An 11,597-nucleotide genomic window follows, 5' to 3' on the forward strand; every position below is an offset into this window, starting at 1 on the left:
ACGCGTGTCACCCGGTGAACTCGGCGTCAGCGAGCGCTTATCACCGTGCAGAGCCGAGTTCCGGGCACACGGTGCTCACCGACACACCCGGTATCCATCACGTCTCGGTCATCGTCCGCGACGCGGCGGCGAACGTCGCGTTCTACACGGAGACGCTCGGCCTGCGGCTCGTGAAGCGGACGGTGAACTTCGAGGACCAGTTCACCCGCCACCTCTACTACGGCGACGAACACGGGTCGCCGGGGACGGTCCTCACGTTCTTCCCGTACCCCGAGGAGGTCGACGGCCGCGTCGGCCGCCCACAGGTCGCGGCGACCGCGCTCGCCGTTCCCCCCGAGAGCCTCGACTACTGGCACGACCGGCTCTCTGCGCGTGGAATCGACGTCGAACGGACCGAGCGGTTCGGGGAGGCTACCCTCCAGTTCGCAGACCCCGACGGCACGCGGCTCGAACTCGTCGGCGCCAGCTCGCCCGTCGAACCCTGGGCGGACGGCCCAGTCCCCGTCGAGCACGCGATTCGCGGCATCCACGGCGTCTCCGTGCTCTCGGCGAACCCGTTCCAGACCGCGAGCGTCCTCGACACCCTCGGCTTCGACCTCGAACGGCAGGAGGGCGACCGCGTCCGCTATCGCGCGTCGGGCGACCGCGCGACCATCGTCGACCTGCTCGACCGGGAGTCGGCGTTCGGCCGCGAGGGGGCTGGCTCGGTCCACCACGTCGCCGTCCGCGTCGAGACCGTCGACGAGCTCCACGAGTGGCGCGAGCTGTTCGCCGACCGCGGCTACGACGTCTCCCGGGTGAAGGACCGCCACTTCTTCCACTCGCTGTACGTCCGCGAGCCGGGCGGCATCCTGATCGAATTGGCGACCGAATCGCCCGGCGTCGACGGGGTCGAACCCCTCGACGAACTCGGCGAGCGACTCTACCTCCCGCCGTGGCTGGAAGAGGACCGCGAGATGATCGAGCCCCAGTTACCCCCGCTCGACCGATGAGCCCGCCTGCGGACCCACACGCCGACGGCGAACTGTTGACTGCCGGTGCACCCCCGGAGGTGGCGAAGGCGGCCGTCGTCCTCCTGCACGGCCGGGGCGACTCCGCGAGCAATCTCCTGCGACTCGCCGACGAGTTCTACCAGCGCGGGGTGCTGTTGCTCGCCCCCGAAGCCGAGGGGCGCCGCTGGTTCCCGTGGTCGCCGGCCGCCCCGCTGGACGACCAGGAGCCGTGGCGCTCGTCGGCCGTCGGCGCGGTCGAGCGCGCCCTCGACGTCGCCGCCGACGCCGGTATCGCTGCGGACCGGTGCGTGCTGTTCGGGTTCTCACAGGGAGCCGCACTCGCTGGGGAAGTCGCCGTCAGCCGTCCCCGTCGCTACGGCGGCATCGCAATGCTCGCGGGGGGCTTGCTCGGCGACATCCCCGGTCGAGCGTTCACGGGGTCGCTCGACGGGACGCCCGCATTCCTCGGCGTGGGGGACGACGACCCGAACGTCTCACTCGACCGTGTGTCGGCCTCGGCAGCGGCGCTCGAATCGCTGGATGCGAGCGTCACCCACCGGGTCTACGACGGGCTGGGCCACGCCATCAACGACGACGAGGTGGCGGTCGTCGACGGGCTCGTGGCCGGGCTGCTCGACTGAGGAGGGGAACCTTCAGGCGACACGGCCCCGAAGCCGGGGCATGGTCGGTCGCACCGAGACACTCGACCCCGACGCGAGCGCCGTCGTCGAGCAGGTCTCCGGCGTTCCGGAGTGGCACACGCTCTCCGTCGAGAGCGCCCGCCAGCTGGAGGACGAGCTGTTCGGTGCGACCCGGACGACGCCCGTCGACTACACTCGGGACGTGGCCATCGACGGCCCCGCAGGCGACATTCCCCTCCGGGTCGTTCGCCCCGACGCCGAGGGGACGCTCCCCGTGGTCGTCTTCTACCACGGCGGGAACTGGGCGCTCGGCACCCTCGACTCGGTGGAGAACATCTGCCGAGCGGTGGCCGCCCGCACCCCTGCCGTCGTCGTCGCGGTCGACTACCGCCTCGCTCCCGAGCACCCCTTTCCAGCGGGGCTGGAGGACTGTGTGGCAGCCTACGAGTGGACGCGGGCGAACGCCGACGCCTTCGGTGGCGACCCCGAGCGCGTCGCCGTCGCCGGCACGAGCGCCGGCGGGAACCTCGCGGCCGCGACGTGTCTCTACTGCCGGGAGTTCGACGTGCGGCCACCCGACTATCAGGCGCTGCTCTACCCGATTACGGACCGGGATTTCGGTCGCGACTCGTACGTCGAGAACGGCGACGGGCCGCTGTTGACCCGCGCCGACCTCGAACACTACTGGAAGCTGTACCTCCGCTCGCCGGTCGACGACCAGAGCCCCTTCACACGGGTCCTCCGTGCGGCCCACCACGACCTGCCGCCGGCGACGGTCGTGACGGCGGGCTACGACCCGTTACGCGACGAGGGGGCGGCGTACGCCGACGCGCTCGCCGAGGCAGGAACCCCGGTCGAACACCGCCACTACCCGTCGATGCCTCACGGCTTCCTCTCGCTGGCCGACGACGTGGCGGTCGCGGACGAGGCGTTCGATTCGCTCGCGGGCGACCTATGTTAGCAGCAGGGCGGACAGCAGCCACAGCAGCCGCCGTCGGTCTGTTCGGAGTCGGTACGGTCGAGACAGCAGTCGTCTGATGCCATGCAGCCGTGCCTACGACCGCGAGACCCAAATACGCGGCAGTGGCCCCGCTGTGGGGTACTTTCCGCGCAGAAAGCGCCCGGTCGGCTTTTGGCCCGCCGCGCGCATCCTCCCGTATGGACGCGGACCTCTGGCACGGCCTCCACGACCTGCTCGGCCGCAAGTGGACGGCGCACATCCTGCTGACGCTCGCGGAGGACCCCCGCGGGTTCAACGACCTCGAACGCGCACACGACGGCCTCACGCCCAAGGTGCTCTCGGCGCGACTCGACGACCTGCGGTGTCGCGGGTTCGTCGCCCGAGAGGTCCACGCTACGACCCCGCCCCGGACGACGTACCGCCTGACCGCGGACGGACACGCGTTCGTCACGCGGCTGCGGGCGCTCGAAGACGGCGTCGAGCGGTGTGAGTGCGACCAGCCGTGTGTCACCGTCGCGGCCTGCTGCTGATTTCGTATCGCGACAGGCAGTTTATGACAGAGGATTGTCAGACAGTCGGCAGCCGCTCGTCAGACGCCGAGTGAACTTGCGTGTGCTTTTGCCGCTGGACGCGCTACCGACCCCATGGTCCAGAACGTCGCCGGGCAGATGGCGGAACTCGAGCCCGAGGACTTCTATCTGCTGTCGGGACTCGAACAGGGGATGCGGTTCTCCCGGTGGGTCGCGAAGGGCAAACTCCCGGAGTTCTCGCGGCTCGACGGCGACGAGGTCGACTACCGGCTCGACCGCTGTGAGCGCCGCGGGCTCGTCGAGCGCAAGACCATCCAGTACACGGGCTTTCGCCTGACGTTCGAGGGGTACGACGCGCTCGCGCTCCGTACCTTTGCGGAGCGCGACACCATCGAGGGCGTCGGCGCGCCCCTGGGGGTGGGCAAGGAGAGCGACGTGTACGAGGCGCGCTCGTACAAGCCGCTGGCACTCAAGTTCCACCGCGAGGGCTACACGAACTTCCGCGAGGTGAAACGCGAGCGCGAGTACACCGCCGACAAGAACCACATCTCGTGGTTCTACACCGCGCGGAAGGCCGCCGAGCGCGAACACGAGGCGCTGCGCACGGTGTACCCGCAGGTGTCCGTGCCACGCCCCATCGATCACAACCGCCACGCCGTCGTGATGGAGAAACTGGAGGGCGTGGAACTCTCGAAGGCGAAACTCGACCCCGCGCAGGCCGTCGGAGTGCTCGACCTCGTGCTCGACGAGGTGCAGACCGCGTACGAGCAGGGGTACGTCCACGCCGACATGTCCGAGTACAACGTGTTCGTCTCCAGCGAGGGCGTCACCGTCTTCGACTGGCCACAGGCCGTCCCGACCGACCACGAGAACGCCGACGAGTTCCTCGAACGCGACTGTCGCAACGTCGTCAGCTACTTCACGCGGAAGTATCCGGCCGAACTGCCCGACGACGTCGACGTACCGGCGCTCGCCGCGGCCGTCCGTGCGGGCGAGTTCGAGACGGTCCGCGCGTTCGACTGACCACCGCCCCTGTATCTCGACACAGCGACCCGCGTCCGCGACGATGACCGAGGCAGTCGACCACGACCGCTACGGGATGGGGTTTTAGTAACCGATGCCTAGCCGAAACTTTCTTGCCCGGGGGTAGTTACAGCCGAACCGACCGGCGGGCCACACGACACTCGGTACACACGACCCGGGCTGTCGCACCTGGGCACCGCCGGTCGGTATTCCCTTCCCCTTTCGCGCCGTCGAGCTCGCCCCCGAGACGTTTCGACGGCCTTTTGAACGCGAGTACGGAAGAGAGGACAAGCACGTCGGCAAGCGGGCTCCGACGGGCACCTGCTACGGCAGGCTGGAATGTGGCTGTCCTCGTGACGGCTGAACCGCTCGACGCCCGCGGTGAAACACAATGGCACGAAGCTTCTACTCACACATCGGTGAGGCGTGGCAGACCCCCAAGGAGGGGAAGCTCGCCGAGCTCCAGTGGCAGCGACAGCAGGACTGGCGGAAACAGGGCGCCATCGAACGCGTCGAGCGCCCCACTCGCCTGGACAAGGCGCGACAGCTCGGCTACAAGGCCAAGCAGGGCGTCGTCGTCGTGCGCGTCTCGGTCCGCAAGGGCTCCGCGCGTAAACAGCGGTTCAAGGCCGGGCGCCGCTCGAAGCGCCAGGGTGTCAACAAGATCACCCGCCGCAAGAGCATCCAGCGCATCGGCGAGGAGCGCGCCTCCCGCAAGCACCCGAACCTCCGCACGCTCGCCTCCTACTGGGTCGGCGAGGACGGCTCGCAGAAGTGGTTCGAAGTGATTCTCCTCGACCCCGAGCACGGCGCCATCCAGAACGACGACGACCTGAACTGGATCTGTGACGACTCCCAGCGCGGTCGCGCCTTCCGCGGCAAGACCGGCGCGGGCAAGCAGGGCCGTGGCATGGGCACGAAGGGCAAGGGCACCGAGCACACCCGCCCGAGCATCCGCTCGCAGGGCGGCCGCGGCAAGTAACACTCGACTCTCGAGCTTTTCCGTCGTTGCACTACCCTCGCAAGCCTTCGGCTCGTCCAGCGGTCTCGCACACGACACTCCCGCTCGCCAGACAGCCAAATTTCTGCCCCCAACGAGTTACCTCCGGTGTCGAACGATTGCAACCCGATACGAACCAGCTAGATACCAGCTACCAGAATTGTACCATAGGTACATTTTTCAATACGAGCCTCACCGATAGAGGTGATGATGGAAACACAGCAGGTACAGACCGCCGCCTCGACCGACGTGACCATCGTGAACAGTTCGCTCGACGACGCGACTATCACCGAGTCTATCGTCGGTGCGGTGGCCGAACGCGAGGGGACCGACGCGCTGTCGCTGCCGCCGCTCTACAACGCGGTCGACATCGACGCCCTTGAAGCACTCGTCGCGCACGCGGACGCCAGCACCGGGCTGTCAGTCACGTTCCGATACGTCGGCTGGGACGTGACCGTCTACGCCGACGGCTCGGTCACCGTCGAGTGAACGCCTCTGGGGGCCGTTCTCCCCACGCATGCTGTCCCTGACTCGTTTTCCCCGCCTTCCCCTCGCAGTATCCCTTATCACACTCGACAGCCTACGCCTAGCGTGGCAAAGGACCTATCAGACATCGCTGGACTCCCGGACGAACTCGGTATCGATGACGACCTCGCGCGCGCGGACACCGTGCTCAGCATCCGCGTCGAGTCCCGCCGGTACAACAAACCCATGACCATCGTCGAGGGGTTCGCCGCCGGAACCGACCTGAAGGCGCTCGCGTCGACACTGAAGAAGAAAGTCGGGACGGGCGGCACCGTCGAGGACGACCACATCGAACTCCAGGGCGACCACCGCGAGCGGCTGCCGGCGCTCCTCGAAGCCGAAGGCTACCGGGTCGAGTAAACGACGAAGCGAGAACCGGGCGCGCCGGGCGACCTCAGGCGGGCAGGCCGCGTGCCCGTCCGAGCAGCGAGACGACGATGCCGATGGACGCGACGAGATGCATCACCCCGAGGAGCACGAGCCCCACGGTCGTCATCCCGGGCATGGGCCCCGCGCCGAACACGATGGGGCTGAGCGACAGCAGGAACACGACGGCGGCGAGGCCGACGAACAGGCGGTCACCGTTCTCGCGGCGACTCACCAGCGCGTAGACGAGCGTCCCGAGGACGGCCGCCACCAGGGTGACGAACACGATGGCCCCCCAGCCGAACGGGTCGAGGGCGGCGAGGTCCGGCGCGAGCGCGACGCCGACGATGCGGACGATGGCGACGGCAGCCAGCGCCACCGCGGCGGCAGTGAGCCCTCGGCGGGCGAGTTGGTTCCGGCCGAGCGGGACGGCGTCGGTACTGGTGACGGTACTCATTACCTGGAGAACTACGCGAGACGAGAAGATAAACTGCCCAGTCAGCGATAGAGTTCGCTCGCGACGAAGGCGTCGAGCGCGTCGCGGACCCCCGTGACCGACGTCTCGGCGCTGAGCGCCCAGGTGACGCCCCCGGACGCGACGGCGAGGACGAGCCGTGCGGTCTGCTGGGGGTCGACCTCGTGGAACGCACCGGCCTCGACGCCGCGCTCGATGACCGCGACGAGCGCCGCCTCGATGACGTCGAACAGGTCGGCGAACCGGGCGGCGTACTCGGAGTCGTGGGGGGCGCGTGCCTGCAGCGCGAGGACGGCCGTCCGGAACGTCCGCTCCTCGTCGTCGAAGTCACGCGGGAGCAACTGGTCGAGGAGTACGTCGAAAGCCGCCTGTGGGTCGGAGGCGGCGTCGCCGTCGAGCCGTGCTTCGAAGTCGGCCCGGAACTCGTCGATGAGCCAGTCGAGGAACGCTTGGAGGATGGCCTCCTTGTCGTCGTAGTGGTAGTAGAGGAGGGATTTCGACTTCGGGAACGCGTCGGCGATCCGCTGGATGGTCAGGTCGGCGTAGCCGTGTGTCGACAACGCCTCGTACGTCGCCTCCATGATGGCGACCTCGGTTCCGCTTCGCGCAGCCTCGTCCATGGGACCGAGGGGTGGAGCGGCCGTAAAGCCGTTACGGGCCGGAGGCCCACGTCGCGGACGAGCGTCCGGGCACGCTCCCCGGAGCGCCACGAGGCGACTGCCCCCTCGAACCGCCCCCCGGAAGCACCCTGAACGTCATAGTAGACCACTCATAGCCGGTAATAGCCGCAATCCATTTATCTCTGGTACGCAAGTTACAACCAGACGGATAGCCAGCTATGAGGGGGATTTTACGAGGCGTCATCGCGGTTCTGCTGGCGCTCGCGGTGTGCGGAGCGCTGTCGGGAGCCGTGGCTGGGGTGGCACCACACGACACGGTGACGAACACCACCGACGCCACCCCGACGCCGACCCCGTCCGGGTCCTCGACCGACAGTTCGTCGACCGACGGGTCGCTCACCGACACCACTGACTCCACCCTGAGTGACGCCGGAGACACCACTGACTCCACCCTGAGTGACGCCGGAGACACCACCGACTCCACCCTGAGTGACGCCGGAGACACCACCGACTCCATCCTGAGCGACACGGGCGATTCCACGACCACGACCGACGACGGGACGGTGCTCGCGGCGGTCGGCGAGAACACGACCGACGCCGTCGCGGGCGCCGGGAGCGCCCTGACCAACTCGACGACGGACGCCGGCGCGACACTGACGAACGGGACGAAGACGGCCGGCAGCGAGCTCACCGACGGGGTCGAGGGGTCGCTGACCGCGGCGACCACGTCGCTCACCGACGCGGCCCTGCTCGACGACGCGACGCTCGCGGAGGACTCCACGTTCAGCGTCTCGGACCCGTCGGCTTCGGGAACCGACGACTCGGTGCAGTTCGAGCCGTACGAGACGCCAGCCGGTGACGAGTCGCTCGACGCTGCAGCGGCCCCCGAGGTTGCGGCGGCGAGCACCTCGGCGGGCAGTCGACAGCTCCCCACCGGTCCCGGCCCGATGGCGGCGGGAGCGACGGCCGTCGCGGGGCTCGGTGCACTCGCCGCCGGGACGATGCTCGGGAGCGGCACGGGGATCGAGCGAACGGTCACGAGCCGGGTCGCCGGGGCACTCGACCGGCTCGTCCGCATGGTCGCGCCGTTCCGCTACTCACGGTACGACGGCTCGGACCCGCTGGAACACGAGGACCGCGCGGCCATCCACGACTACGTGACCGAGAATCCGGGAGCGTACATGTCCGCGGTCAGCGAGAACGTCGGCGTCAATCACTCGACGGCCCGGCACCACGTCAAGGTGCTCGAACGCGAGGGAGTCATCGAGAACGCGAAGGTTCGGGGGCGGCGGCGGCTGTTCCCGGCGCACGCCCAGCAGCAGGAGCTCGCGGCGGCGATGGCCGACGAGGCGACCGCCGACGTGCTCGAGGCCATCGCCCGGCTCGGTCCCTGCTCGGGGTCGGCGCTCGCCGAGGAAGTCGGCAAGTCCGTCTCCACCGTGAGCCACCACCTCTCCCGGCTCGAAGACGACGACCTCGTCGTCCGCGAGAAGGACGGCCGTGCGACGGTCAACCGACTCCCGAGCGAGGTGCAGGAGGCGCTCGCGCCCGACCGCGAGCCGGCCGGAGCCGACAGCGCGGCAGTCAGCGCGGACTGAGTTTTTATACGAGGAGGCGGCCACCGGCCGCATGGCCGACCGGACCCTCGTCGCCTACGAGCGCGAGCACGGCTACGACACGCACTACGCGCACGACGGCGTCGACCCCGAGCGACTCGGTCCCGAAACGCCCACGGGCGGTGACGCCGACCGCGACCTCACGCGACTTCGCGACCTGCTCGCCGAGCGGGGCATCACCCTCGGGGCGGACCGCGGGGGCACCGCCGTCGACCCCGACCCGCTCGCCACGGGACTGTCGTGGCCGGACGTCGTCGCCGGGCTCGACTACCGGGCGTACGACCGGTGTCTCCGGGTCAGCCACGATTGGGACGCGAGCGCGTTTCTCGTCTGCTGGTTCGGCTTCGAGGCGCGCGGTGGCGACCCCTGCGACCCCGTCGGCGACGGCGCGTTGCTCGCCGTCGCCGAGCGCGACGAACCGTTCGCCCGTGGCTGGTTCGAGGGCGTGAAGAGCACGGTGGCCGACGGCCTCCGCTGTGGTCTCTACGGCGAGGACGCCGCCCGCGGGTATCTCGGGGGCAGAGTGCGAGCGTTCGCGGCCGAGCGCGAGGTGTTCGTCGCGTAGCCGGCAGACGGCACGGTTTTCCGGGGGCGTGACGAACCCCGACCGATGAGTGGGTCGCACGTACTCGACGCGCCGGACGCCGAGACGGCGTGTGCAGCGGTCACCGAGGCCATCGAGGAGGCGGAGCTGGTGAGCGTGTTCGGCCGGTGTGCCGTCGACTACGACGGCCGCGCGAGTTCGACGCTCGGGCCGGGGGACCGTCTCCTCCTCCTCAAACCGGACGGGACGGCGCTCGTCCACACCGACGAGGGGCACCAGCCGGTGAACTGGCAGCCGCCGGGCTGTGCCCACGAGGCGTTCGTCGAGGACGGCACGCTCGTGGTCCACAGCACCCGGACCACGCCGGCCGAGGAGCTGTTCGTTCGGTTCGACCAAGTCGAGCAGGTAGCCCGGTACGTCGTCGCCGACGACTCGGAGCTGTCGCTCTCGGGCACCGAGGAGGACCTCCGCCAGCGCATCCTCGACGACCCTGAACTCGTGGAACGAGGGTTCGAACCCCGCGCGACCGAACGGGAGACGCCCGCCGGGGCAGTCGACATCTACGGCGTCGACGAGGACGGCAACACCGTCGTCATCGAGCTGAAGCGCCGCCGAGTCGGCCCCGACGCCGTCGGGCAGTTGCGTCGCTACGTCGACGCCCTGCGTCGCGAGCTACATGAGGACGCCACGGTGCGGGGAATCCTGGTCGCTCCCTCGGTGACGGAGCGGGCGCGACGACTCTTAGCCGAGCAAGGGCTGGAGTTCGTCGCGCTCGAACCGACCGAACATGCGAGCGACTGACGGGTACGCGGGTCGCTGGGCGAGCATACCACGCTGACGCGCGAGCAACGTGTGACAACGTATAACGTGCTGTTCGGCGTATCTTCACTGATTCACCATGGCCATCAGCACGACGCCCATCGACGAGGGGGCGATTCGCGACCTCCGGCGAGAGGTTCGTGGACCGGTCCTCCGCCCGGGTGACGCAGGCTACGAGGAGTCCAGGACCGTCTACAACGCGATGATCGACCGCCGGCCCGCCGTCGTGGTGCGCCCGACGGGCGCGGCGGACGTGATGCGGGCTGTCGCGTTCGCCCGTGACCACGACCTCCTGCTCGCCATCAAGGGCGCGGGGCACAACGTCGCCGGCAACGCCGTCTGTGACGACGGGCTCGTGATAGACCTCGCGCTCCTGAACGGCGTTCGGGTCGACCCCGAGGCGCGGACGGTCCGTGTGGGTGCAGGCGCACGCCTCGGCGACGTGGACCACGAGACAGCCCCGTTCGGCCTCGTCGCACCCGCCGGTGTGGTCTCCGATACGGGCGTCGCCGGCCTGACGCTCGGCGGGGGCTTCGGCTACCTCTGTCGGAAATACGGGCTGACCATCGACAACCTCCGGTCGGTCGACGTCGTCACCGCCGACGCCGAGCTCGTCCACGCCAGCGAGTCGGAGAACCCCGACCTCTTCTGGGGGGTTCGTGGCGGCGGTGGCAACTTCGGCGTCGTCACGAGCTTCGAGTTCGAGCTCCACGAGCTGTCGACGGTGCTGGCCGGGCTCATCGTCTACCACGCCGACGACGCCCCCGAGGTCGTCCGCAACTGGTGGCGGATCGCCGAACAGGCACCGGACGAGCTGTCGATTTGGCTCAACTTCTCGACCGCGCCGCCGGAGCCGTTCATTCCGGCGGCGTACCACGGCGAGCGCATCGTCTCGGTCATCCCGGTGTACGCCGGCGATCTCGAAACCGGGCGTGAGCTGCTCGCACCCCTCCGCGAGTTCGGCGAACCCATCGCCGACACGGTCAAGGAGTGGCGGTTCGTGGAGTGGCAGCAGGCGTTCGACGAATCGTACCCGTCTGGCGAGCGGTACTACTGGAAGTCGCACAACTTCCGGGCACCCTCCGACGAGGCGCTCGACCGCATTGTTGAGTACGCCGTCTCGCCGCCGACGCCGGAGACCCGGGTCTCGGTGACACATCTGGGTGGAGCCGTGAACCGGGTCGACCCCACCGCGACCGCGTACCCCCACCGGGACGCCGACTTCCTCGTGAACATCACGACCCGGTGGAGCGATCTCGCACTGGACGAGGCGTGTATCGGGTGGACTCGCGACTACTTCGACGCACTGGCACCGTTCGCGACCGGCGGGTCGTACGTGAACCTCATCAGCGAGCGCGAGGGCGAGGAGTCGATGGCCTACGGCCCGAACTACGACCGGCTGGTCGAGCTGAAGAACACCTGGGACCCGGAGAACCGCTTCCGGATGAACCAGAACGTCGCACCGACCGGCTGACCCGCCCGTCG

At 69.0% G+C, this 11,597-nt stretch carries 14 protein-coding genes; 12 read left to right on the top strand and 2 right to left on the bottom strand.

Annotated features, from left to right (window positions below):
* Positions 1-71: 71 nt before the first annotated feature.
* From NL126_RS06170 to NL126_RS06205, 8 genes are all read left to right on the top strand, one after another.
* Entirely contained in the window at positions 72-992 is a 921-nt protein-coding gene (locus NL126_RS06170; protein ID WP_255198047.1) for a ring-cleaving dioxygenase, read from the top strand.
* The gene (locus NL126_RS06175) at positions 989-1,633 is read left to right on the top strand and encodes an alpha/beta hydrolase (protein ID WP_255198048.1); all 645 of its coding nucleotides are present in this window, start codon (positions 989-991) and stop codon (positions 1,631-1,633) included. The genes NL126_RS06170 and NL126_RS06175 overlap by 4 nt, the downstream gene beginning before the upstream one ends.
* A 40-nt stretch (positions 1,634-1,673) precedes the next feature.
* Positions 1,674-2,594: a LipP1 family hormone-sensitive lipase gene (gene lipP1 / locus NL126_RS06180; RefSeq protein WP_255198049.1), complete on the top strand. Its 921-nt coding sequence runs from the start codon at positions 1,674-1,676 to the stop codon at positions 2,592-2,594.
* 197 nt (positions 2,595-2,791) lie between these two features.
* Positions 2,792-3,124 (top strand): winged helix-turn-helix transcriptional regulator, encoded by a 333-nt coding sequence (locus NL126_RS06185; protein WP_255198050.1) that lies wholly within the window; start codon positions 2,792-2,794, stop codon positions 3,122-3,124.
* Positions 3,125-3,238: 114 nt separating this feature from the next.
* Positions 3,239-4,147 (top strand): serine/threonine-protein kinase RIO2, encoded by a 909-nt coding sequence (locus NL126_RS06190; protein ID WP_255198051.1) that lies wholly within the window; start codon positions 3,239-3,241, stop codon positions 4,145-4,147.
* Between the two features lie 391 nt (positions 4,148-4,538).
* Positions 4,539-5,129 carry a 50S ribosomal protein L15e gene (locus NL126_RS06195; protein WP_255198052.1) on the top strand — a complete coding sequence of 197 codons (591 nt, stop codon included), beginning with the start codon at positions 4,539-4,541 and terminating at the stop codon, positions 5,127-5,129.
* 225 nt (positions 5,130-5,354) lie between these two features.
* Positions 5,355-5,636 carry a HalOD1 output domain-containing protein gene (locus NL126_RS06200; RefSeq protein WP_255198053.1) on the top strand — a complete coding sequence of 94 codons (282 nt, stop codon included), beginning with the start codon at positions 5,355-5,357 and terminating at the stop codon, positions 5,634-5,636.
* A gap of 102 nt (positions 5,637-5,738) precedes the next feature.
* Positions 5,739-6,032: an SUI1 family translation initiation factor gene (locus NL126_RS06205; protein ID WP_255198054.1), complete on the top strand. Its 294-nt coding sequence runs from the start codon at positions 5,739-5,741 to the stop codon at positions 6,030-6,032.
* Positions 6,033-6,066: 34 nt separating this feature from the next.
* On the opposite strand, the gene NL126_RS06210 is transcribed toward NL126_RS06205, so the two are convergent.
* Together NL126_RS06210 and NL126_RS06215 are read right to left on the bottom strand one after the other, a co-directional pair.
* Positions 6,067-6,495, bottom strand: a complete 429-nt coding sequence (locus NL126_RS06210; RefSeq protein WP_255198055.1) for a DUF6069 family protein — start codon at positions 6,493-6,495, stop codon at positions 6,067-6,069.
* Between the two features lie 41 nt (positions 6,496-6,536).
* A complete protein-coding gene (locus NL126_RS06215; protein WP_255198056.1) occupies positions 6,537-7,133 on the bottom strand; it encodes a TetR/AcrR family transcriptional regulator in 597 nt (198 codons plus the stop codon).
* A gap of 317 nt (positions 7,134-7,450) precedes the next feature.
* Here NL126_RS06215 and NL126_RS06220 point away from each other — a divergent pair, with 317 nt between their 5' ends.
* The 4 genes from NL126_RS06220 (at position 7,451) to NL126_RS06235 (ending at position 11,586) form a co-directional block, all read left to right on the top strand.
* A complete protein-coding gene (locus NL126_RS06220; RefSeq protein ID WP_255198057.1) occupies positions 7,451-8,731 on the top strand; it encodes a winged helix-turn-helix transcriptional regulator in 1,281 nt (426 codons plus the stop codon).
* A 31-nt stretch (positions 8,732-8,762) separates the two neighbouring features.
* Complete coding sequence (locus NL126_RS06225; protein WP_255198058.1) at positions 8,763-9,314, top strand: DUF6735 family protein; 552 nt, start codon at positions 8,763-8,765, stop codon at positions 9,312-9,314.
* Positions 9,315-9,359: 45 nt separating this feature from the next.
* Positions 9,360-10,094 carry an endonuclease NucS gene (gene nucS, locus NL126_RS06230; protein ID WP_255198059.1) on the top strand — a complete coding sequence of 245 codons (735 nt, stop codon included), beginning with the start codon at positions 9,360-9,362 and terminating at the stop codon, positions 10,092-10,094.
* Positions 10,095-10,191: 97 nt separating this feature from the next.
* Positions 10,192-11,586 (top strand): FAD-binding oxidoreductase, encoded by a 1,395-nt coding sequence (locus NL126_RS06235; RefSeq protein WP_255198060.1) that lies wholly within the window; start codon positions 10,192-10,194, stop codon positions 11,584-11,586.
* Positions 11,587-11,597 lie beyond the last annotated feature (11 nt).

The sequence above is a fragment of the Halorarius litoreus genome, assembly GCF_024362405.1.
In the GTDB taxonomy this organism is placed as follows: Archaea; Halobacteriota; Halobacteria; order Halobacteriales; family Haloarculaceae; genus Halorarius; species Halorarius litoreus.

Coding starts and splice junctions, on each gene's coding strand:
- NL126_RS06175 (WP_255198048.1), top strand. CDS start 989: ATGAGCCCGCCTGCGGACCCACACGCCGACGGCGAACTGTTGACTGCC.
- lipP1 (WP_255198049.1), top strand. CDS start 1,674: ATGGTCGGTCGCACCGAGACACTCGACCCCGACGCGAGCGCCGTCGTC.
- NL126_RS06185 (WP_255198050.1), top strand. CDS start 2,792: ATGGACGCGGACCTCTGGCACGGCCTCCACGACCTGCTCGGCCGCAAG.
- NL126_RS06190 (WP_255198051.1), top strand. CDS start 3,239: ATGGTCCAGAACGTCGCCGGGCAGATGGCGGAACTCGAGCCCGAGGAC.
- NL126_RS06195 (WP_255198052.1), top strand. CDS start 4,539: ATGGCACGAAGCTTCTACTCACACATCGGTGAGGCGTGGCAGACCCCC.
- NL126_RS06200 (WP_255198053.1), top strand. CDS start 5,355: ATGATGGAAACACAGCAGGTACAGACCGCCGCCTCGACCGACGTGACC.
- NL126_RS06210 (WP_255198055.1), bottom strand. CDS start 6,495: ATGAGTACCGTCACCAGTACCGACGCCGTCCCGCTCGGCCGGAACCAA.
- NL126_RS06215 (WP_255198056.1), bottom strand. CDS start 7,133: ATGGACGAGGCTGCGCGAAGCGGAACCGAGGTCGCCATCATGGAGGCG.
- NL126_RS06225 (WP_255198058.1), top strand. CDS start 8,763: ATGGCCGACCGGACCCTCGTCGCCTACGAGCGCGAGCACGGCTACGAC.
- nucS (WP_255198059.1), top strand. CDS start 9,360: ATGAGTGGGTCGCACGTACTCGACGCGCCGGACGCCGAGACGGCGTGT.
- NL126_RS06235 (WP_255198060.1), top strand. CDS start 10,192: ATGGCCATCAGCACGACGCCCATCGACGAGGGGGCGATTCGCGACCTC.